General features: G+C 70.7%; 18 protein-coding genes. 5 read left to right on the forward strand and 13 right to left on the reverse strand.

Annotation, left to right across the window (positions count from 1 at the left end; genetic code table 11):
* Positions 1 to 250 precede the first annotated feature (250 nt).
* Complete coding sequence (locus ACIA8X_RS39640; RefSeq protein ID WP_399460345.1) at positions 251 to 1021, forward strand: calcium-binding protein; 771 nt, start codon at positions 251 to 253, stop codon at positions 1019 to 1021.
* 65 nt (positions 1022 to 1086) lie between these two features.
* Positions 1087 to 1809: a calcium-binding protein gene (locus ACIA8X_RS39645; RefSeq protein WP_399460346.1), complete on the forward strand. Its 723-nt coding sequence runs from the start codon at positions 1087 to 1089 to the stop codon at positions 1807 to 1809.
* A 155-nt stretch (positions 1810 to 1964) separates the two neighbouring features.
* Here the strand turns inward: ACIA8X_RS39645 and ACIA8X_RS39650 are convergent, their stop codons facing one another.
* Positions 1965 to 2306, reverse strand: a complete 342-nt coding sequence (locus tag ACIA8X_RS39650; protein ID WP_399460347.1) for a helix-turn-helix transcriptional regulator — start codon at positions 2304 to 2306, stop codon at positions 1965 to 1967.
* A 72-nt stretch (positions 2307 to 2378) separates the two neighbouring features.
* Here ACIA8X_RS39650 and ACIA8X_RS39655 point away from each other — a divergent pair, with 72 nt between their 5' ends.
* Positions 2379 to 2675, forward strand: a complete 297-nt coding sequence (locus tag ACIA8X_RS39655) for a DUF1330 domain-containing protein (RefSeq protein ID WP_328419408.1) — start codon at positions 2379 to 2381, stop codon at positions 2673 to 2675.
* 965 nt (positions 2676 to 3640) lie between these two features.
* Positions 3641 to 4054, forward strand: a complete 414-nt coding sequence (locus ACIA8X_RS39660) for a peptidoglycan-binding protein (RefSeq protein ID WP_393461630.1) — start codon at positions 3641 to 3643, stop codon at positions 4052 to 4054.
* 217 nt (positions 4055 to 4271) lie between these two features.
* On the opposite strand, the gene ACIA8X_RS39665 is transcribed toward ACIA8X_RS39660, so the two are convergent.
* The 11 genes from ACIA8X_RS39665 to ACIA8X_RS39715 all read right to left on the reverse strand — a co-directional run bounded on the left by ACIA8X_RS39665 (position 4272) and on the right by ACIA8X_RS39715 (position 17247).
* Entirely contained in the window at positions 4272 to 5543 is a 1272-nt protein-coding gene (locus ACIA8X_RS39665) for a helix-turn-helix domain-containing protein (RefSeq protein ID WP_399460349.1), read from the reverse strand.
* Positions 5540 to 6955 (reverse strand): phytoene desaturase family protein, encoded by a 1416-nt coding sequence (locus tag ACIA8X_RS39670; RefSeq protein WP_393461626.1) that lies wholly within the window; start codon positions 6953 to 6955, stop codon positions 5540 to 5542. Before ACIA8X_RS39670 ends, ACIA8X_RS39665 begins: the two co-directional genes overlap by 4 nt.
* Positions 6948 to 8687 (reverse strand): DUF3556 domain-containing protein, encoded by a 1740-nt coding sequence (locus ACIA8X_RS39675; protein WP_399460350.1) that lies wholly within the window; start codon positions 8685 to 8687, stop codon positions 6948 to 6950. The genes ACIA8X_RS39670 and ACIA8X_RS39675 overlap by 8 nt, the downstream gene beginning before the upstream one ends.
* A 19-nt stretch (positions 8688 to 8706) precedes the next feature.
* A complete protein-coding gene (locus ACIA8X_RS39680) occupies positions 8707 to 10173 on the reverse strand; it encodes a class I adenylate-forming enzyme family protein (RefSeq protein WP_399460351.1) in 1467 nt (488 codons plus the stop codon).
* Positions 10174 to 10768: 595 nt separating this feature from the next.
* Entirely contained in the window at positions 10769 to 11992 is a 1224-nt protein-coding gene (locus tag ACIA8X_RS39685) for an acyl-CoA dehydrogenase family protein (RefSeq protein WP_393461620.1), read from the reverse strand.
* On the reverse strand, positions 11989 to 12945 hold the full coding sequence (locus ACIA8X_RS39690; RefSeq protein ID WP_393461618.1) for a 3-hydroxyacyl-CoA dehydrogenase NAD-binding domain-containing protein: 957 nt from the start codon (positions 12943 to 12945) through the stop codon (positions 11989 to 11991). The genes ACIA8X_RS39685 and ACIA8X_RS39690 overlap by 4 nt, the downstream gene beginning before the upstream one ends.
* Before the next feature lie 37 nt (positions 12946 to 12982).
* Positions 12983 to 13747, reverse strand: coding sequence for an acetoacetate decarboxylase (locus tag ACIA8X_RS39695; RefSeq protein ID WP_328419424.1), 765 nt, complete (start codon positions 13745 to 13747; stop codon positions 12983 to 12985).
* A 28-nt stretch (positions 13748 to 13775) separates the two neighbouring features.
* Positions 13776 to 14546, reverse strand: coding sequence for a crotonase/enoyl-CoA hydratase family protein (locus ACIA8X_RS39700; RefSeq protein ID WP_393461615.1), 771 nt, complete (start codon positions 14544 to 14546; stop codon positions 13776 to 13778).
* 26 nt (positions 14547 to 14572) lie between these two features.
* Positions 14573 to 15742, reverse strand: a complete 1170-nt coding sequence (locus ACIA8X_RS39705) for a CoA transferase (RefSeq protein WP_328419429.1) — start codon at positions 15740 to 15742, stop codon at positions 14573 to 14575.
* A gap of 119 nt (positions 15743 to 15861) precedes the next feature.
* On the reverse strand, positions 15862 to 16767 hold the full coding sequence (locus ACIA8X_RS39710) for a LysR family transcriptional regulator (protein ID WP_393461684.1): 906 nt from the start codon (positions 16765 to 16767) through the stop codon (positions 15862 to 15864).
* A 138-nt stretch (positions 16768 to 16905) separates the two neighbouring features.
* Positions 16906 to 17247, reverse strand: a complete 342-nt coding sequence (locus tag ACIA8X_RS39715) for a hypothetical protein (protein WP_328419433.1) — start codon at positions 17245 to 17247, stop codon at positions 16906 to 16908.
* Between the two features lie 169 nt (positions 17248 to 17416).
* Here ACIA8X_RS39715 and ACIA8X_RS39720 point away from each other — a divergent pair, with 169 nt between their 5' ends.
* A complete protein-coding gene (locus ACIA8X_RS39720) occupies positions 17417 to 18802 on the forward strand; it encodes an MFS transporter (RefSeq protein WP_393461612.1) in 1386 nt (461 codons plus the stop codon).
* Between the two features lie 59 nt (positions 18803 to 18861).
* On the opposite strand, the gene ACIA8X_RS39725 is transcribed toward ACIA8X_RS39720, so the two are convergent.
* On the reverse strand, positions 18862 to 20805 hold the full coding sequence (locus ACIA8X_RS39725) for a helix-turn-helix domain-containing protein (protein WP_393461610.1): 1944 nt from the start codon (positions 20803 to 20805) through the stop codon (positions 18862 to 18864).
* Between the last annotated feature and the right edge of the window lie 8 nt (positions 20806 to 20813).

Genomic DNA, 20813 nt, shown 5'->3' on the forward strand with positions numbered 1-20813 from the left:
CGCGGACTGAGGACTGTTGAATGCAGCAAGGACATCCGGGTGTCACGCCGGGATGGGCCGCAGCCGCACGTTCGGCGCTTGCGGCCACACCATTTCCCCGGTGCTGCGCCGGGGCCGGCTATCGGTCCCGGCTGCGGTCGACAGACCGCAAAAGGAAGCGCTCCTTTGCGCAAGCACCGGAAATTCCGGCCGAGAAGCAATGCGCACAGCTGCGATATCGAAATTCAGCGCCCTATTTCAGGAGCAGGTCATGAAGCGAACGCACCATCGCACCGTGGCACTTCTGGCCACGGTGTCCGGTCTTACCCTTTGCCTCACGGGCGTGGCCCGCGCGGCCGACGCACCGACGCCACGTCTTCTCGACACGACGCTGGTGAACAAGACCGGCACCACCATCACGGTCACCGCCGGAGTCGGCCGGGGCAACACGATCAGCGTCTGGCAGTCAGGCAGCAGCATCAGAATCAGGGACACCGGAGACACGGTCGCACCGTCCGGCGACTGCACCGCCAGCAGCACGACCGAAGTCGCCTGCAGGGCCGCCGACACCACCGAACTCGTGGTCAACGCCGGCGACCAGGACGACAACGTCACCTCCTCGCTGGCGGCCCTCGGCGTCACCCTCATCGGCGGTGCCGGCAACGACAACCTCTACGGCGGATCCGCCAACGACACCCTCGAAGGCGACGAGGGATCCGACTTCCTCTCCGGCGGCGCAGGAAACGACACGCTGACCGGGGGAGCCGAGGCGGACAGGATCTTCGGCGGCTCCGGCAATGACTCCATCGAGGGACGCGGCGGCTCGGACATCGTGGACGGCGGTGCCGGCAACGACGTGATCTACGGCGGCGGCAACGAGCAGATCGTCACCGGCGCCGGCAACGACTACGCCGAGGGCGGCAACGGCCGGGACACCATCGACGCCGTGGACAACGTCAGCGGCAACGACTACGTCGAAGGCGGCGCCGACGTGGACGCCTGCCGCGCCGACTTGGGCGACAACGTCAGCGGATGCCCCTGACCAGCGCGAGTGAGCAGCACGCCAGTACCCGTACACGGCGAGACAACACGAAAAGGCGGGCCCCGATGAGAACACGAAGCATCTGCACCACGGTGGCGGCGATCGGCGCACTCACCTGCGCCCCGCTGACCGCCGCCTTCGCCGCGCCCGGTGCGGCCCCCGGCACAAGCCTGGCCGGGACCACGGTCGTGCAGGAGGTGGGCGACGCCCTGGTCGTCACAGCCGACCAGGGTGTGGCGAACGACATCACCGTCCGGCGTCAGGGCAACGTTGTCGTGGTGACGGACGCGGGGGACACCGTATCCGCCGTAGCCCCGTGTCAGTCGACGGGGACGCACACGGCAGAGTGTCCGCTGCCCGTCACATCGATAAGGGTCAACGCCGACGACGCCGATGACAGCGTCACCATCTCCCCGAACCTGGAGGCCGCCGGAACGGTGATCGGCGGTGCGGGTGACGACCGCCTCAACGGCGGCCCCCGGGCGGACCGGCTCGTCGGCGACGACCCGGCTGCCACCGGACCGCGGGCGACGCCGGGCAACGACACCATCAACGGCGGCCCCGGCAACGACACGATCTCCGGGCTGGCCGGCAACGACACCCTCAACGGCAATGCCGGCAACGACACCCTCACCGGGGGCCGCGGCAACGACACGCACCTCGGCGGCGAGGGCAACGACACCCTCAACGCCGTGGACAACATGATCGCCAACGACAGTCTGGACGGCGGCCTCGGCTTCGACACCTGCAACCGCGACACCGGCGACACGGCCGTCAACTGCCCCTGATCAACCACTCGTTCGGTACTGCGCTGCACACCGGCGTCGGGTTGGGGAAGCACGGGAGCTCCCTGGGAAATGATCGGATCGGAGGTGTCGCCGGACAGCCGTACCGGCTGTCCGGCGGCAGGATGACAGCCGGTGATGAACGACTGCTGGGGCGCCTACTGCACCAGTCGCGGCGCGTGTTGTGCGCGCCTGAAGCGTCCGGGAGCGACGCCGAAAGCGCGCTTGAAGGCGTTGGCGAAGGCGAACTCGGAGGTGTACCCGACCTTTTGGGCCACCGCTGCGAGTGGATCGTCTCCACCGCGCAGGATCCGAGCCGCGGTGCTCAGCCGCCACCAGGGCACATACGCCATCGGTGCCTGTCCCACCAAGTGGGTGAACCGCCTCGCGAAGACTGTCCTCGACATGCCGACGCGATGGGCGAGTTCCTGCACCGTCCACGGGTACGCCGTGTGGCGGTGAATGTGGTTGAGCGCAGCGGCGATCGCCGGATCGGTCAACGCGGCGCACCAGCCGGCGTAGGGGCTGCGCGATTCGACAGATCCCGACCTCGACACGCAGGAGTATCGATCGTGCCCGCATACGTCGTCATAGACCTTGATGTTTCCGATCCCGCCGGATTCCAGCAGTACATCGACGGTGTGACTCCGCTCATCGAGCAGTCCGGGGCCCGCAACCTGCTGATCGACGACAATGCCGTCGCCCTGGAAGGAGACTGGGAGCCCGCCACCCTGGTCATCCACGAGTTCGCGTCCAAGGCCGCGCTGCAGGAGTTCTGGGACTCGCCGGAGTACCAGCCTCTGAAGGAACTACGCCGTAAGTACTCCTCGGTGAAGGTCGTCGCTGGACAGAGCCCCGACGTGCCCTGACAGCACACCGCCAAGCCCACTCCGAGCGGAGAGATGCGGCCGTCAGCCGGCGGCGGATTGAGACAACGCCATACGGACTGCGTATCGCTTCACAAGGAAACCGTGAGCACCCTGGCGGCACGGCTCCCCCAACACGCGACAACGACCCAACGCTCCTGGCACGCAGGCCAGTTCACAGATTGCTGGTGTGATCGGGCCCGGAATCCTCGGAGGTTGGTCGAGGAGGACTGCCGATGGGATTCAACGAGGCCGAACCGCTCCGAGCCCGCACGTCGGGGCGTGACCCCGCGCAAGAAGTCCAGGACTCCTTTCAGACGGTCCTGGACGCGCTGGATGCCGCACGCGCCGACCTGTACGCGATGGAGGAGGAGTACAGGCGGACCGCAAACCCGCCAAACCGGCCGCCGTCCTTCGATGACCAAAGCGAAGCAGGCGGGAACGGCGGCCCCGCTCATCCCACCCCGTTCCCGTCGCCGCCCCCGTACCGACGGACACAGGGGGTGGGGCCTCGACCTGAGCTGGTTCCGGTCGGCCCGCAAGGCCTCTTACCGTCGGTCGCGGACCTGCCGCACCCCGGTCGCCTGCACCGGGCCCCGCAGGATGCCGCGGTCGAGCCGCTGTGGTCACGCGGTAGGCGACCGGAGGCAGTCCCGCCACCAGAGGCGGCAAGGCCTCCCGCCACGAGCGACGGAGGCCCGACGCGCCCCGAGCCGCCGGCCGCCTTCCCGCCCTCGGCGACTTCCCCGGACGGCGCGCACCGCACGACCGACCCACCTGCGGACACCCCCCACTCGGCCGCCGGCCAAGGCTCGGCTTCGTCAGCGGACCGCCTTGTCGCCCCGCCCTCCCTGGCGCCACAGCGACCCGAACCCGTTCGCACGCATGAGCAGAAAGGAAGGCGAGGACATCGGCGCATCACCGACCGGCGGCACACCCGTGTGGCCGGAGTCTTCGGACTGGGTGCCGTGAGCGGATTGATCGTTGCCTCTTCGCTGCTCGGCAACGGGCATTCGGCACCGGCAGTGCCCCCCGCCTCACTGGGACAGCCGGACCTGCCCCTGCCTGAGACGCCCGCACCCGCGGTCCCGTCCCCGCCTTCCGGGCAACCGGGCCGGCCGACGCCTGGCAACACCTCTCTCCCCGAGATCCCGGGCACCGGGGTACTGCGCATCGGCGACAGTGGCCATGGGGTGTACGAGTTGCAGGTACGTCTGCTCCAGATCCCGCACGCCTACCCGGGCGGTGCCATCGACGGCCGCTTCGACACCGAGGTGCAACAGGCCGTGGCCCGGTTCCAGGAGCGGTACGGCATTCGCGGGGACGAGACCGGCGTCTACGGCGACAACACCCGGCACGCTCTCATGCTGCGCACCAAGTAGTCGCCGACAGCCCTGCGTCGGACGCCAGGCAAGTCCTGGGCGGACCCGCCGCGCCACTGCGGCGCACACGCCCGGGTGCTTCTGCCCGACGCCCCCTCCGGCTGCATACGCCCCGACGCGTCGTCACCCGGCCGTCGCCGAGTTCGTCCAGCGGACCCGCGACCAGGGACCGAAGGTGCGGGCCGGTCAGGCCGCTGGTGTTGCCGCCCGCGCCCCGTCATCGCCGCTTGCGGCGCAGGACCTTCGCCCCGTGCCAGTGGCACACGTTGAGAGCGAAGTGGAGGTCGAAAGCGTCGGCGTCCAGGTTGAGGTGGTGGTGGTCGACGGCCCGCTGGACACGGTAGTGGACGGTGTTGCGGTGGACCATCAGCTGGTCCGCGGTGGCGGCGTAGCTGCGATTGGTGGCGAGGAAGACGCGCAGCGTCTCGCGGATGAGTTCGCAGCGGGCGTCGTCCACGGCGAGGTCGCCGAGGGTGTCGGAGACGAAGTCGGCCAGTTCGCGAGGCTCGTCGACCAGCAGGGCGACGGGGGCGACGCGGGCGAAGGCGACCACCCGCGGGGCGCCGGGCCCCGCTGAGAGGGCGAGGGCCTTGGCGCGGGCGGCGGCGCGTGTGCTGCGGCGGAAGCCGTCGAGTCCCGGTCGGACAATGCCGAGAGCGGCCCGGACCGGGATCGCGGCGGCGGCGAGTTCGGCGGCGGCCGTGTCGGGGTCCACGCGGCAGTCGGGTCTGACGGCCAGCCATATCCGTGCGTGGGCCTCGTCGGTGTGCACGAGCAGGGGGCGGCCCTGGGCGCGCAGCACGGTGTGCAGCAGTGAGGTCAGCCGGTCGAAGACGACGGCGTTGTCGGTGGTTGCCTCAGTGTCGTGGCGCCAGACCTCGATGGCCAGGTGGCTGCCAGACAACGGGTAGTCGAGGGCGGTCTCGGCCTGCCGCGGATCGACCCGCGGGTTGTCCAGGAGCTGACCCACCCAGTACTGGCGCAGCACACCGCGGGTGTCCACCCAGCGCTCGCGCTCCTCCTCGTAGGCGCGGCCGATCTGGTCGCAGACCCGGTCCAGATAGGCGGAGGTGAGGTGGACGAGGGCGATGACGGTGCCGGCCGGGTCCGGCAGCCCGAGCCGGACCGCCTCCCCGAGCACCAGGTCCAGGCTCTGCGCATGGCCCAGGCGGTAGGCGCGCAGCAGGGCCGAGAGCGGAACGTCGCGCTGGGCGAGCCGGCGTGCGTACGAGACGGCCGAGGCGGGGGCGTCCACGGTCAGCGGATCGATCCGGTTGATGATCACGTGCAGGGCGGTGACGATGTTCTCGGTGATGCTGGCTTCCAGGAGTCCGTGCAGCGGCTCGTCGTGTTCCAGCTGGGATATCTCCGCCTCGGTGGTGGCGACCAGCTTGGCGATGAACTCGTCCCGGTGCGCCTGCACCACCTGGGCCGCGAGGACGACCGGATCGGGTGCCCCGTCCGCCGGCCGCTGCACGGGGCCGTTCACAGGGCCAGATACCGCAGCGCGGAGCGGGCGGCGTTCGCACCGCACATGCCGTGCACGCCGGCGCCGGGCGGGGTGGCCGCCGAGCACAGATAGACGCCGGGGATGCCGGTGCTGTAGGGGTCGGCGGCCAGGCGGGGGCGCAGCACTACCTGCCGTGCGCTGTTGGCACCGGCGACGATGTCACCGCCGACGAAGTTCGTGTTGTATTGGGCCAGTTCGGCGGTCGAGCGCACCGCCAGCCCCACGATCCGTTCTCTGAAGCCCGGCGCGAACCGCTCGATCTGGCGCAGCACGGCCTCGGTGGCGTCACCGGAGTAACCATGCGGGACGTGGGCGTACGCCCAGACGGGGTGGACGTCGTCGCGGGAGCGGACGGGGTCGGCCAGGTACTGCTGGCCGACCAGGACGAACGGGCGCTCGGGCATCCGCCCGCCGGCGGTCTGCGCCTCCGTGCGGACGACCTCCTCCAGGGTGCCGCCCAGGTGCACGGTGCCGGCGCGGCGGCATGCCTCATGGGTCCAGGGGATGCCGTCCTGAACGGCGAGGTCCACCTTGAAGGCCGCAGGGCCGTGCCGCCACCCGCGGTAGGCCCGGCGCACCCGTCCGGGCAGCCGGTCGCCGCAGATGCGGGCCGCGGCGCCGGGCGCGGTGTCGAGCATGACGATCCGGGCCGGGGCGAGTTCGGCCAGGGAGGCGACCCGCACGCCCGTCTGGATGGTCCCGCCGAGCTGGGCGAGGAGTGCGGCCAGGGCATCGGTGATGGTCCGTGACCCGCCGCGGGCGACCGGCCAGCCGAAGCGGTGGGCGGCGCCGACGAGCATCAGCCCGACTGCGGAACTGGCCGGCCCGGTCAGCGGATACATCAGGTGCGCCGCCGCTCCCGCGAACAGCGCCCTGGCTTCCTCGGTGCGCCAGCGCCGGGCCACCGCCGTGGCCGGCTGGAGCGCCCGCAGCCCGAAGCGGGCCAGCGCCACCGGGTGGGCGGGCAGATGAGGCACCGGGCGCAGCACATCTGCGGTGAGCGCGTCGAAGTCGGCGGCCAGCGGGGCGAACAGCCGCTGCCAGGCCGGGCCGTCCGCGCCGAGCCCGCGCACGGTCGCCTCCAGGGAGCGGACCAGCACCCCGGCCCGCCCGCCGTCCAGCGGGTGGGCCAGATCGACCTCGGGCCACGCCCAGTCGACGCCGTACCGCTCCAGGCCGAGTGTCCGCAGGAAGGGCGAGCCGACGCCCAGCGGGTGGACCGCGGAGCAGTGGTCGTGCAGCAGTCCGGGCAGGGTCAGCTCGCTGCTGCGAGTGCCGCCGCCGATCTCGTCGGCGGCCTCCAGGACGGTCACCTTCAGGCCTCGCTGGGCCAGGGCTACGGCGGCGGCCAGCCCGTTCGGGCCGGCCCCCACCACGATCGCGTCACTCATGCGCGGCCGCCACCTCGGTCGCCGGTCGCGGTGTGGCGACGGGCTCGACGGGAAACGCCGACGTCTCGTCGAGCCAGGGTTGCCGGGTCACCATCTCCCCTACCTTCACATGGCCCTCCTCGATCAGGCCGGTCGCCGCGTCCACGATGCGGTAGTGCTGGCTCTGACGGTGCGTCGGCTGTGACTCGAGCAGGACGACGCGCAGGTCGCCCGGCGCGAAGCCGCACCGCTGCTGGACGGCGGCGATCAGCTGCTCGTCGTGCAGATGGCCGTCGCCGAAGTTCCAGCCGAGGACCGCTCCCGCCACCGTCTCGCCGTCCCGCACATCGTAGGCCTCCACGTCGTCCAGGGCCCGCGGCAGCAGTCCGACCAGCGCCCGGCCGTGGCTGTGCATCGCCCGCCAGGCCAGCCCCTGGTGCAGCACCAGCTCGGCGGCCTCGGCACCGTACAGGCGGGTGAGCTGGTCGACGGGCAGACCGGACGCCTTGACCATGTGCTCGTTGAGCCGGTGCTCGGTGCCCTTGCGGAAACACCAGAGGCTGGTGGCCCAGTTGCCGGCGTAGTAGCGCATCGAGGGCAGGAACGACACCAGGTCGGGGCGGACATGGCCGAGCACCGGGACCGCCACCAGGCTCAGCACCAGCACCGCGGCAAGCAGCGGGGAGTGCAGGGCGAAGGCGCCGACCGCGGCGTCGTGGCCGAAGAGGACGAGCGCGGAATAGATGAAGAAGACGTTCCACTCCAGCGGCACGCCCATCGGGAAGGTCGACATGATGTGGAGGTGGAAGACGACCATCACGGTCAGGGCGATCGTGGTGACGGGCCCGCCGTGCGACAGCACCAGGACCAGGGGCACCACGTACTCGATGACCGTGCCGCCGTGCGCGGCCGCGGCGGCGAGAGCGGACGGCCGGAGATCGTCGGGGTAGTGCCGGTACAGCCGGCGCTTGAACCAGGCCGGGCGCAGCGGACTGTTGCTGATCATCACCGCCACCACGAACGGGAAGTGGCGGTTGAGCTTGGAGGAGGCAGCGCCCCACCACAAGGCGAGCATGACCAGTTTCAGCGCGGCGGTCTGGTCGGTCACCGGGAAGAGAAAGACCAGCAGCGTCAGCCCGTAGTGCTCCGCGCGGGCGGCCAGGAAGACGGTCTTGTCGCGCAGCCCGAGCAGCGCGAGCAGCGTCGCGAGGACGGCGACGCGCCACGGCGCCAACACGCCACCACCGCCGCCGTCGCCCGGCGTGAACAGCAGCCACACCGCCGCGCCCAACACCGCGGCGTACAGCGTCACATCGGCGGCCGTACGCCGCGTCCCGGAGGTGAACGGGATCCTGCCCGGCCACGGAGGCAGCCGTACGGTGCCCGGGCGCAGCCAGTGCAGGAAGGCGCCGACCGGCGGCAGGAAGTGCGAGCTCAGCGGGCCCGAGCCGCAGCCGAGGCCCAGAACCTCGTACAACAGCGTCCAGACGACGAGTTTCTGATAGACGATCGGCTCCGCCCACCAGGAACCGAAGTCCGCGATGCCGCCGATACCGGGCGTCGCGGAGACGACCGCGATGCCGCCGAGCGCGTACGCGGTGATCTTCACCAGGTACAGCAGGTGAACGACGCCGGGAGTGCCGAAGCCGTGCATGGCCCAGTGCTGGGCCAGCGGCCTGATGCGCTGGTGGTAGGGGCGGGTGCGCCACTGCCGTACGTCGATGTCCGCCGTGTTCGGTGCGAGGAATCCCATGACTGCCTCCCGTTCCCGTTCAGCCGGCCGTGGTGAGGGCGCTGGTGGCGGCGGCCCTGGCCCGCAGTGCGGGTTTGTCCGTCTTGCCGACGGGGTTCCTCGGCAGTCGGTCGACGAGGGTGATCTCGGTGGGCACCTTGAACCTGGCCATCCGGGCCCGGCAGTGTTCGAGCAGGTCGCTGGTATCTGCCGCCGCGCCCGGGCGCAGTGCGACAAAGGCCACCGGCACCTCGCCGAGCCGCTCGTCGGCGGCGCCCACCACGGCGGCTTCGAGCACGTCGGGGTGGTCGCCGAGGACGGTCTCGATCTCCTTGGGGTAGATGTTCTCCCCACCTCGGATGATCATGTCTTTGATGCGGTCGACCAGCACCAGATAGCCGTCCTCGTCGAAGCGGCCGACGTCACCCGTGTGCAGCCAGCCATCGACCACGGTGCGGGCGGTCTCCAGCGGGCGGCCCAGGTAGCCACGCATCACGTTGGGCCCGCGCACCACCACCTCGCCGGTCGCTCCGGGCGGCGTGATCCGGCCCTGCGGATCCATCACGGCGACCTGCTGGCCGGGCAGCGGCAATCCGACCGTGCCGGGCTTGCGCGGACCGTCCAGTGGGTTGGTGGTGGAGGCGCAGGTGCCCTCGGACAGTCCGTAGCCCTCCAGGATCGGGATGCTGTAGCGCCGCTCGAACCGCTCGATGAGCGCGGGCGGCATCGGGGCCGCGCCACAGGCGGCGAACCGCACCGAGGACGTGTCGGGCGCGGCCTGGTCCGGCAGTTCGGCGAGCATCGAGTAGATCGCCGGAACCGCGGAGAAGTAGGTCGGGCGGACCGATGCGACCAGATCGAAGAAGGTCTCCGCCCGGAACCGTCCGGCCACCGTGACCTGGCCGCCGGCCAGCAGCGGGGACAGCACGCCGACCGCGATCCCGTTGACGTGGAACAGCGGCAGGATCAGCAGGCTGTGGTCGGTCTCGGACAGCCGGGCGGCGCCGATCATCATCCCCGCCATGGCGGCGAGGTTGGCGTGGTCGAGCATCACGCCCTTGGGGCGCCCGGTGCTGCCGCTGGTGTAGATCAGCAGGGCGAGCGCGTCCGCGTCCGTCTCCGGCGCGGCCCTGTTTTCGGGCCCGGTGGCCAGCTCGGCCACCGTGACCGCCCCGGTGAGCGGCGACGGCTCTGCGGTGACGACCACGACGGCGTCCGCGTCATCGAGCTGGTGGCGCCTCTCGGTCTCGGCCAGCGCCGGGTTGACCGGGGTCACCGTCGCGCCGAGCCGCCAGGCGGCGAACAGCGCGACGACGAAGTCGGCTGTGTTGGGCAACAGCAGCGCCACCACGTCCCCGCGTCCGACGCCCCGCGCCCGCAGAGCCGCTGCGGCTCGCCGGACGCGGCGAATGAACGCCGCATTGTCGAGAGTTGACACATCATCAGCGATACAGGGACCGTCCGCGTCCCGCCGGGCTCGCAGATCTGGCAGTTCCGCGATGTGCATGTCGGCTCCTCGAAGTACGTCGACGGACGTCGGCCGGACGGGGTTCGCGTCCCTGGGAAGGCGGGACGGATGTCCGGTACGTGAGGAGAGACGGTACGAATCGGCGGTGCTCCCGGCCCATGGGCGCGGACGACGATGCTCGGGGCGGCACTTGTGCGCAGCGCACAGGGCGGGTGCCGGGCGGCGCCGGTCGCGCACCGCGCCGAGGGCCGCATTGCTCCGGATGCGGCAGCATGAGCGGGACTCCGGGACGGGCAGCACAAGCGCAACTCCTGGGCGCGGCAGAACACGCGCACTCCGGGGCGCGGCAACGCGAGCGCGACTTCCCGGCTGGAACGGCAAGAGTGCACCTCCCGGCCGGATGGCCTCGAGCGCGACTTCCGGCCGCGCGGGCAGCAGGGGATCGTGGCCGGATACGCACATGCGCGGCTCCTGGCCCAAGCACCACAGCACAGCCCGCGACCGGGGGCACATGCACCCCCTCGCGGCCCGGCACAAGCCCACCTCATGGCCACGGCAGCGCCTGCGCACTGGTCCGCGCCGACCCCGAGGACACTGCACTCGGAGCCGGCGCGGGGCCTGTGGGAGCCGACGGTCAGATGAAGGCGCTCTCGCCGGTGACCGCCTTGCCGACGATGAGGGTGTTCATCTCGCGGGTGCCTTCGAAGGAGTAGATCGCCTCGGCGTCGGCGAAGAAGCGGGCGATGTCGTAGTCGAGGACGATGCCGTTGCCGCCGAAGATCTCCCGGCACCACCCCACCACCTCGCGCATCCGCGAGGTGACGAACGCCTTCGCCAGCGAGGAGTGCTCGTCCCGGAAGACGCCCGCGTCCTGCAGTCGCGCGAGCTGGACCAGCATGCCCCAGCAGGCGGTGATGTTGCCGAGGCTCTTGACCAGCAGGTCCTGCACCATCTGGAACCGCGCGATCGGGCGGCCGAACTGCCGGCGCTGCTTGGCGTAGTCGAGCGCCAGCTCGTAGGCGCCGATCATCACGCCGAGGGCCTGCCAGGCGACCCCGCTGCGGGTGGCGCGGAGGATCTCGGCCACATCGCGGAAGGAGTCGATCCGTTGCAGCCGGTTGGCCTCGGGCACCTTGACGTCGGTCAGGGTGATCTCGGCGTTCTCCACGATCCTGAACGCGATCTTGTTCTCGATCTTGACCGGGGAGAAGCCCGGGGTGCCCTTCTCCACCACGAAGCCCTTGACCTTGTCGTCCGCCTCGTCGCGGGCCCAGACCACCACCAGGTCGGCGAACGTCGCGTTGCCGATCCACCGCTTGGCACCGTTGAGCACCCAGTTCTCGCCGTCCCGGCGGGCGGTGGTGCGCATGCCGCCGGCCACGTCGGAGCCGCCGAGCGGTTCGGTCATCGCGAAGGCGCCGATGGTGTCCAGCGCGGCCATCGAGGGCAGCCAGCGGTCCCGCTGTTCCTGGTCGCCACCGCGGTAGATGCTGTACATCGCCAGACCGTTGTGCACGCCGAAGAAGGTGGCGCTGGAGGCGTCGGTGCGGGTGTACTCCATCGAGAGCATGCCGACCAGCAGATTGCTCCCGGCCGGTGAGGGATCGCCGTAGCCCTCGTAGGGGACACCGGCGAGTCCGAGTTCGCGGAACCTGCCGATGAGTTCGCGGGGGAACTCCCCCTTGGCCCAGTACTCGTTGACCAGCGGCTTGACCTCGGTGCGCATGAACGCCCGGGCGCGCAGCAGCAGTTCCCGCTCGTGCGGCGGCAGCAGCGACTCGACGTCGTAGAAGTCCGCGGCCAGCCGTTCGTCGACGGAAGCGGTCTCGGAAGCCTTTTCGGGCAGTACGGCGGTCATGAGCGGGTCTCCTTCTCGATGCTGGTGGCGCTGTCCCGGGCGGACAGCACGGCGAACTGCTGGGCGTCGCGTTCCCGGCTGAGGTCGGCGTAGGAGCGGGAGCCGTAGGCGTCCTCGACGGCGGCGACGAGTCGTTCGGTCTGTTCGGGGCTCTGCTCGGGGCGGCCGAGCGCGTCCCACATCTGCTGCATGGACACGCCGATGTGCTCGGCCATGTGCCGGTAGCCACCGGGGCCGCCGCCGAGGTGCGCGCCGAGGAACGGCCCTACTGTCGCCCAGCGCAGGCCGAGTGAGTTCACCATCACGGTGTCCAGCTCCGCCGGGCTGACGACGCCCTGCTCGACGAGGTAGATGGCCTCCCGGCTGAGGGCGTTCTGCAGGCGGTTGCCGACGAAGCCGGGGATCTCCTTGCGTTCGACGACCGGGACCCGGCCGACGAAGCGGTAGAACTCCACGGCCCGGGCCACGCTCTCCTGCGAGGTGCGCTCTCCGGGCACCACCTCCACCAGCGGGATCAGATGCGGCGGGTTGAAGGGGTGGCCGATCAGGATGCGGCCTGCGTCCTCGATCGTGTCGGTGAACGCCGTCGACGGAATCGCCGAGGAGGAGCTGAGCAGCAGCGCGTGCGCGGGGGCGGCGGCGACCAGGTCGCTGAACAGCTTCCGCTTGAAGGCGACGTTCTCCGGGCCGTTCTCCTGCACGACGTCGGCGTCGCGTACCGCGTCGGCGAGGTCGTCGGCGATGTGCACCCGCTCGGTGAGGCCGCTCACGTCCAGGCCTTGCGCGGCCAGATGGCCGGCGGCCTGGTCGAGTGTCTGGCCGACGGCCTCGGCCAGGTCCGGCCGCGGGTCGGTGATCCGTACCAGCATGCCGTGGCCGGCGAACAGCGCGGCCCAGGACAGGCCGATCGTCCCGGCGCCGACGACCGCGGCGGTGGTGAAGGGCTTGGTCATCACATGTCTTCTCTCTGCGTCCGTGGCCTGGCCCTGCTCACCGAGCGAAGTGGGCGGGGGCGGCGGGGTGGGCCAGGTAGTCGTGGACGGGCTTGACCGGCGCCAGGGTCAGATCGGTCAGGATGTGGCTGGCGGAGACGATCTCGCGGACCGGCAGGTCGGCCAGCGGTGCCAGCGCGTGCGCGAACAGCTCCAGCCGGGCGGAGCCGGTCCAGGCGCCCTTCACCGTGATGTCGGTGATCTCGGTGCGCACCAATTGGGCGACCTGCGGCGCCCCGTCGAATCCCGGGACCAGCTTCAGCATGTACGTCGGCACACCGACCTGGGCCACGGCCTCCTCGACCGACAACTCGTAGTGCTTGTAGCCCATCGTCGCGGTCGCCACCCGGAGGGTGCCGACGTCGAGGACCCCGACCAGCGCGCCGTGGTCGACGTACAGGGCGGGCGAGCCGGCCGTCTTGGGATAGGCACTGGCCTCGCGGCCGGACGTGATGGCCGGGAGGTTGTCCAGGTACATCGCGTGCAGATACTCTCCGCGCTCCCCCTCATGGCGGACCGGGATCGCCTGGCCGGACTCGGTGTACGGTCCGTACCCGCTGACGTCGCCCATGCGCATGACCTCGAAGCGCACCAGCGGCTCGTCGATCTCCAGTGGTTCGGGTACCACCGCGCGCAGTGCCTCGTGGTCGGTGCGGTAGACGATGTTGAGGTACTCGCGGTTGGTGAAACGCGGCACGACCGGTGGATAGGCCGGGTTGGCCAGCGGCGTCGCGATGTGCCGGGGCACGTCCTGCTGGTTCATGGTGTGTTCTCCCTCGGGTCCTGGGGTCCTACCGGCCCTGCCAGACCGGGGAACGGCGTTCGGTGAAGGCGGTCATGCCCTCGCGTACGTCGGCGGAGGCCGCGAGCGAGGCCATCACCTGCGTCTGCGCGGCGAACGCCGCCTCCTCAGGGGCGCCGTCGGCGGTGCGGACGAGTTCCTTGACGGCGGCGAGGGCCAGTGGGGCGTTCTGTGCGATGCGCTCGGCAAGGCGCAGTGCGGCGGCGACCGTCTCTCCGGCCGGGACCACATGGTTGGCGATGCCCAGTTGTCCGGCGCGTTCGCCGGAGATCGGCTCGCCGGTCAGCAGCAGTTCCATCGCCAGGTGGTAGGGGATGCGCTTGGGCAGCCGGATCACTCCGCCGGCTGCCGCGATCAGTCCGCGGCTGACTTCCGGGAGGCCGAAGCGGGCGTCGTCGGCGGCCACGATCAGGTCGCAGCCGAGGGCCAGTTCGAATCCGCCTCCCATGGCCCAGCCCTCGACGGCGGCGATGAGTGGCTTGGTCGTGCGGGCCTGGGTGAGACCGCCGAAGCCGCGCCCCGGGATCTCGGGCGATTCTCCGGCCAGCGCGGCCTTGAGGTCCATCCCGGCGCTGAACGTGCCCAGGGCGCCGGTGAGTACGCCGACCCGCAGGACGGGGTCCGTTTCCAGGTGGTCCAGGGCCGCGGACAGTCCGGCGGCGACGGCCGCATCGACCGCGTTGCGCGCCTTGGGCCGGTCGATGGTGATGAGCAGGGTGGAACCGTTGGCCTCGGTCCGCACCTCGGTGGTGCTGTGCATGGTGTGTGTCCTCGGTTGACGGTGGGTCAGCGGCCGGCGGCGAGTTCCCGGAAGACCTCGTCGGTGTGCTGGCCGGGCAGCGGGGCGGGCCGGCGGACCGATCCCGGGGTGGCGGAGAACCGCACCGGGATGCCGATCGAGCGGATGGTGCCTTCGCTGGGGTGGTCGACCACGTCGAGCAGCCCGCCGCCCCGCACATAGGGGTCCTCGGCCGCCCGGTCGAGTTCGAGCACGGGAGCCATCGGGATGCTGTGCTTGGCGCAGACCGAGGCCCACTCCTCGGTGGTCAGGCTCGGCGAGCACTTCCCCACCAGCTCCATCAGCGCGTCGACGTCGTCATCGGCGATGGACTCGCCGTTGACACGCGGGTCCTCGGCCAGATCGGCGCGGTCGACGGCGAGAAAGAAGTCCCGGAAGTTCTGCGGGTTGTACGGGATGACGCAGGCCAGGCCGTCCTTGGTGGGTACCGCTCGGTGGCCCCGCTTCATCGACAGCGGGAACCCGGTGGGGCCCTGCGCGGGTTCGAAGACATGGCCGGCCAGGTGCTCGACGAGGTTGAAGGCGATGAGCGTGTCGGTCATCGGGATCTCTATGTACTGGCCGGTGCCGGTGCGGGCGCGGTGGACGAGCGCGGCGAGCACCGTGTGGACGATGGTCAGCGCGCAGACCTTGTCGCCGATGATCGTCGGGAGGTACACCGGGGTCCCCAGGGCTCGGTTGGCCACGTCGACCAGGCCGGAAGCGGCCTGGACCGTCTCGTCGTAGGCGGCGTTGCCGGCCCGTTCGGAGTCGCTGCGGAAGCCTTGGGCGTGGGCGTAGACCAGGCCGGGGTTGCGGGCGGCGATGGCGGCGTGGTCGAGGCCGAGGCGGGCGAGGGCGCCCGGGCGCATGTTGGTGACCAGTACATCGGCGCTGTCGATCAGTTCCAGGGCCCGTGCCCGGTCGGTGTCGTCCTTCAGGTTCAACGCCACGCTGCGCTTGTTGCGGTTGACGTTGAGGTTGAGCGGGGTCATGCCGGGTGTGGTGCGGTAGGGGCCCACCCGTACCGTGTCGGACGGCGACTCGATCTTGATGACGTCGGCGCCGAGGTCGCCGAGGATCTGCGTCGCGTAGGGCCCCATCACCACCGTTGACAGATCGATCACCCGTACGCCGTCCAGTGGACCTGTGGTGCCGACGGCCGTGATGTCCATCATCACTCCTGTTCCCGATGTTCACGCAGTAATTTCATGGCGAATGTTTCCGCCGACGACGTTATGCGTGAACGAGTTCAGAAGGAATGATCAATTGACGAACGCGGGTGTGACCACAGCGGTCAGACGGACATGACCTCAGTGAATATCTGCCGCGCCAGGGCGGCGACACCGCTCAGGTCGCCGCCCTCGCCCGCCCGGTCCTTGCGGAACAACAGCCCTGTGGGCAGGGCGGGTTGGAAGCCGTCGACCGGCAGCACGGCCACGTTGTCCAGCCGGTACAGGTGCATAGGGCTCTCCGGCGAGAGCATGGTCATCGAGAAGGCGATACCCGAGGAAATCAATTCCGAGGTACCCGAGTAATCCGCCATGTTGATGCGGATTCTTTTCTTCACGCCGCCCGAATTCAGTCGGGCGTCGATTTCCTCGAAATAGGCCGGGGTGGCGTCGTACGGCACCGCCACATAGGAAAGATCGGCCAGCTCTTCGAGGGTGACCGACTCCCGCCCCGCGAACCGGTCGGCAGGCACCGCGGCTCCCAGCCGCTCCCTCATCACCTCGATGATCTCCAGCGCCGGGTCGGAGACCGGCAGCCGGGCCAGCGCCATCGCCAGCTTTCCGTCGTGCACCGCGTCCGCCAGGTCCGCCGAGGTGCCGGGCCAGCGCTTGAGCTCGCACACCTCCTGGCATGCCTCCTCCAGCATCCGGACCCGTTCCCGCAGCAGCGGGTGCACCCCGGCGGGCATCCCGATGAACAGCCGGTCCAGCCGCGGCCGCACCGCCTCGCTCAGCCGCCACGGGATCGAGTTGACCCGCTCGAGGATGTCGCGCGCCATCGGCAGCAGGGCGGCGCCCGCGGGCGTCAGATCGACCCGGTGGGTGGTGCGTTCGAACAGCTCGTGACCGAGCTCGCGTTCCAGATCCTTGATCCGCTGGCTCAGCGGAGAGGCCGCCATGTGCAATCTGCGTGCCGCCTGCGAGAAGTTGAGTTCCTCGGCCACGGCGACGAAGTAACGCAGGTGCAGCATGTCCACGACGGCCACCCTACCGACGTCAACCGAGCCTGGCGGCCGGAGCGTCAAGAGGGTGGCCCGCGCCACTCCGGAAACGTGTGCCGTTCCGCCTCTGCCCGTTTGCCGCGGCTTGCGAGCTCCGGCCGAGGCGGCTCAGCCGAGCAGTTCCGCCCTGCCGGCCGGTTCGCGCCGCTGTTGTCCGTTGATGCGGTGCCGTTCGATGGACGAGCGCCGGTACACCTCCTGCCGCACCCGCTGGATCTCGCCGATGGGCCGGTGCTCCTCCCGGGAGCGCCACGGTGTGATCGACGTGGCGTCGGCGGCCACGAGGTTGTCGTCCCCGCCGATGTCCTGGCGCGGCAGGTCAACCCGGGCGACCGTCACCCAGGGGGACAGCTCCTCGGGCCACTTCACGGAGGTGTTGTCTACCGGCATCCGGGCCAGATCGGTGTTGAGCTGGACCTGGAGCTCGAAGGAGTGGTCGCGCTCCGTCACCTCCGCCCCTTCTCCAACCTCTCAGTCGCCGCGCCGCGAACGGGCATGGTGGCCCGATGCATAGCCGCGCCCCGAACTATGTTGCCCCACCACATGTGCGCCTGACCTGCGCCTTTCTACCGTGTGCCGATACCTACCCGTCCCCACCGCACACGAGGAAGTGGCGCACATGGCCTCCGCAACCACCGCTCCCCCACCACCCGCGAACCTCCGTCGCATCGTCGCCGCCAGCCTCATCGGCACCACCATCGAGTGGTACGACTTCTTCCTCTACGGCTCCGCCGCCGCCCTCGTCTTCAACAAGCTGTTCTTCCCGGACTCCGACCCGCTCGTCGGCACCCTCCTGTCCTTCCTCACCTACGCCGTCGGATTCGCCGCCCGGCCGCTGGGCGCGCTCGTCTTCGGGCATTACGGAGACCGGCTCGGCCGCAAGAAACTGCTGGTGCTGAGCCTGTTGCTGATGGGTGGGGCGACCTTCGCGATCGGGCTGCTGCCGACGCACGCGACCATCGGGACAGCCGCGCCCGTGCTGCTGACCGTGCTGCGGCTGGTGCAGGGCTTCGCGCTCGGCGGTGAGTGGGGCGGAGCCGTGTTGCTCGTGTCCGAGCACGGCGACGCGCGGCGGCGCGGCTTCTGGGCCTCGTGGCCGCAGACCGGCGCGCCCGCGGGGCAGCTCCTGGCGACCGGTGTGCTGTCCCTACTGACGGCCCTGCTGTCGGACAGTGCCTTCGGTACGTGGGGCTGGCGGATCCCGTTCCTGCTCTCAGGTGTGCTGGTGATCGTCGGTTTGTGGATTCGCCTCTCTGTCGATGAATCGCCCGTCTTCCGGCAGGCGATGGCGCAGGCCGAGTCCCGCAAGTCGGCGCACAAGGCAGACGCCGAGCGCCTGCCGCTGGTCTCCGTACTCCGGCATCACTGGCGTGATGTCCTGGTGGCGATGGGCGCGCGCATGGCGGAGAACATCAGTTACTACGTCATCACCGCGTTCATCCTCGTCTACGCCACCACATCGGCCGGCGTCTCCAAGCAGACCGCCCTCAACTCCGTGCTGATCGCCTCCGCCGTGCACTTCGCCGTCATTCCGGCCTGGGGCGCGCTGTCGGACCGCGTCGGGCGCCGTCCCGTCTATCTGCTGGGCGCAGTCGGCATAGGGCTGTGGATGTTCCCGTTCTTCTGGCTCATCGACACCGGTGGCTTCGGTAACCTGATCCTCGCCGTGACCGTGGGTCTCGTGCTGCACGGCGCCATGTACGCGCCTCAGGCCGCCTTCTTCTCGGAGATGTTCGCGACCCGGATGCGCTACTCCGGTGCCTCGATCGGCGCCCAGTTCGCCTCCGTCGCGGCCGGGGCTCCCGCACCGCTCGTCGCCACCGCACTGCTGTCCGACTACGGCAGCTCCACCCCGATCGCGCTGTACGTCATCGCCGCGGCCGTCCTGACGGTGATCGCGGTAGGTGTCGCCAAGGAGACCCGCTACCGGGATCTGGCCGACATCGAGCCCTCCACCGACGCCAAGCCCGCGACGGCTCGGGCGACGGACGCCCACACCGTCTGACCTCCGGCTGTCACCGCCGAGCCCTCGAACCGGCCCCCGTACGCCCGTGCGTGCGGGGGTCAGTGCTGCGCCGGTGCCGACAACCGGTGCAGTCGCAGGGCCAGTTGGATCTCCAGCGCGCGGGCGGGGCTCTGCCAGTCGTCGCCGAGGAGGCGACCGACGCGCTCCAGGCGCTGGGCGACCGTGTTCACATGGACATGCAGTTCATCCTTGGTGCGGGCCGGGCTCATCCCGCAGGCGAAGTACGCGTCGAGGGTACGCAGCAGATCGGTGCCGCGCCGTTCGTCGTAGGTGACGACCTGGCCGATCGTACGGTCGACGAAGCCCGCGATGTCCCGGTCACCCGCCAGCAGCAGACCCAGGAACCCGAAGTCCTCGGCGGCGGCGCCGTGTCCGGAGCGGCCGAGCAGACGCAGGGCGTCCAGACAGCGCCGGCCTTCGTCGTAGGCGGCGGCCACGGCGTCGGGATGGGCGGCCAGGTCCTCGACCGGGGCGGAGGCGCCGACCGTCACCGCCTCGTGGACGGCGGTGCCGAGATGCCGGGCGGTGCGGCGGGCCAGGCCTGTCGCCGTGTCGCCGGCTTCGAGCGGCAGGAGCAGCACCGTGCCGCCGTCGCGGGCGGCGGCCAGGCCGTGCCGGGTCGCGGCGAGGTGGGACGCGGCGGACCACAGGCGTCTGCGGGCGGCCGCCTCCTGGTCGGCGTCGGCCGGGGCGGCGTCGAGGCGGGCCGCGAGGACGACATGGGTGGCGTCGAGGTCGGCGTCGAGCCGCGACGCGCGCTCGCGCAGCAGACGTGGATCGCGGTCGCGGGCGTCGAGCAGGTCGTCCAACAGCTCACCCCGCACGCGCTGTTCGGCCTCGGCGGCGGACCGGCGGGCGAGGAGCAGAAGTGAGGTGACCATCGCGGCCCGCTCCAGCGTGCGCTGGTCGACGGGGTCGAGGCCGGGGTGGCCGCGCAGCACCAGCGCGCCGAGCAGTTCGCCGCCCGCGGCCACCGCGGCGATCCAGTCGTCGGCGTGCCGTACGGCGTGGCCTTCCACGCGCGAGACCTCCACGGCCCGGGTCGGTGCGGTGGTCGCGTCCGCGAACTCGACCGTGCCGTCGAGGACTTCGGAGACCGCGGCGGCCACATCGTGCACCCCACCGCCGCGCAGCACGAGTTCGGCGAGCCGGTCGTGCACGTCCGAGGCCCGTTCGATGACTCCGCTGCGGTCTCGGATGATCTCGTTGGCCCGCTCCAGGTCGGCGAGGGCCGAGCGGGTCTCGGTGAGCAGGTTCGCCGTGTCGATGGCGGCCGCGGCGAGCGCGGCGAAGGAACCGAGCAGCGCGATCTGCTCCCGCTCGAAGACGCGGGCGCGCCGGTCCGCCGCGAAGAGGACTCCGATCACATGGTGTCCCAGCATCAGGGGCACCCCGAGGATGGCGACCAGCCCCTCGTCGCGCACGCCGGCGTCGATGGTGAGGGTGTGCTGGAAGCGGTCGTCCTTGAAGTAGTCGTCGGTGACATAGGGGCGGGCGGTCTGCGCGACGAGACCGCCGAGGCCCTCGCCCATGCCGAGCCTCAGCTGCTGGAACCGGGCGGCGACCGAGCCCTCGGTCACCCGCATATAGGTGTCGCCCCTGGCCGGGTCGTTCAGGCTGAGATAGGCGACGTCCGTGCCGAGCAGCGATCGGGCGCGCTGCACGATCGCCTGCAGTACGGCGTCCAGATCCCGCAGGCCCGCCAGGTCGTGTGCCGTCTCGAAGAGGGCCGACAGCTCCGCCTCCCGCCTGCGCCGCCCTTCCAGCTCCGAGCGCACCCGCAGCGCGAGCTGCTTGGCCTGTTCGAGGACGACGATCCGCTCGGCCGGTCTGCCCTCGGCGCGGGCGAGCAGCACCGGCTGCTCGTAGGCGTCGGCGGACGCGCCCCGGGCCAGCAGCTCGAGGAACGGCGCCTCGGCGCTGCTGGGGGACGCTCCGGCAGGATCGGAACGCTCGGCGGACTGCACGTGATCGCGGGACATGCCCACAG

The organism is Streptomyces sp. NPDC051738 (assembly GCF_044453205.1).
Taxonomy (GTDB): Bacteria; Actinomycetota; Actinomycetes; order Streptomycetales; family Streptomycetaceae; genus Streptomyces.

Excerpts from the sequence above, each read along its gene's own strand:
- ACIA8X_RS39640 (WP_399460345.1), top strand. The coding sequence starts at position 251 with ATGAAGCGAACGCACCATCGCACCGTGGCACTTCTGGCCACGGTGTCC.
- ACIA8X_RS39645 (WP_399460346.1), top strand. The coding sequence starts at position 1,087 with ATGAGAACACGAAGCATCTGCACCACGGTGGCGGCGATCGGCGCACTC.
- ACIA8X_RS39670 (WP_393461626.1), bottom strand. The coding sequence starts at position 6,955 with ATGAGTGACGCGATCGTGGTGGGGGCCGGCCCGAACGGGCTGGCCGCC.
- ACIA8X_RS39675 (WP_399460350.1), bottom strand. The coding sequence starts at position 8,687 with ATGGGATTCCTCGCACCGAACACGGCGGACATCGACGTACGGCAGTGG.
- ACIA8X_RS39680 (WP_399460351.1), bottom strand. The coding sequence starts at position 10,173 with ATGCACATCGCGGAACTGCCAGATCTGCGAGCCCGGCGGGACGCGGAC.
- ACIA8X_RS39685 (WP_393461620.1), bottom strand. The coding sequence starts at position 11,992 with ATGACCGCCGTACTGCCCGAAAAGGCTTCCGAGACCGCTTCCGTCGAC.
- ACIA8X_RS39690 (WP_393461618.1), bottom strand. The coding sequence starts at position 12,945 with ATGACCAAGCCCTTCACCACCGCCGCGGTCGTCGGCGCCGGGACGATC.
- ACIA8X_RS39695 (WP_328419424.1), bottom strand. The coding sequence starts at position 13,747 with ATGAACCAGCAGGACGTGCCCCGGCACATCGCGACGCCGCTGGCCAAC.
- ACIA8X_RS39700 (WP_393461615.1), bottom strand. The coding sequence starts at position 14,546 with ATGCACAGCACCACCGAGGTGCGGACCGAGGCCAACGGTTCCACCCTG.
- ACIA8X_RS39705 (WP_328419429.1), bottom strand. The coding sequence starts at position 15,742 with ATGATGGACATCACGGCCGTCGGCACCACAGGTCCACTGGACGGCGTA.
- ACIA8X_RS39710 (WP_393461684.1), bottom strand. The coding sequence starts at position 16,767 with ATGCTGCACCTGCGTTACTTCGTCGCCGTGGCCGAGGAACTCAACTTC.
- ACIA8X_RS39720 (WP_393461612.1), top strand. The coding sequence starts at position 17,417 with ATGGCCTCCGCAACCACCGCTCCCCCACCACCCGCGAACCTCCGTCGC.
- ACIA8X_RS39725 (WP_393461610.1), bottom strand. The coding sequence starts at position 20,805 with ATGTCCCGCGATCACGTGCAGTCCGCCGAGCGTTCCGATCCTGCCGGA.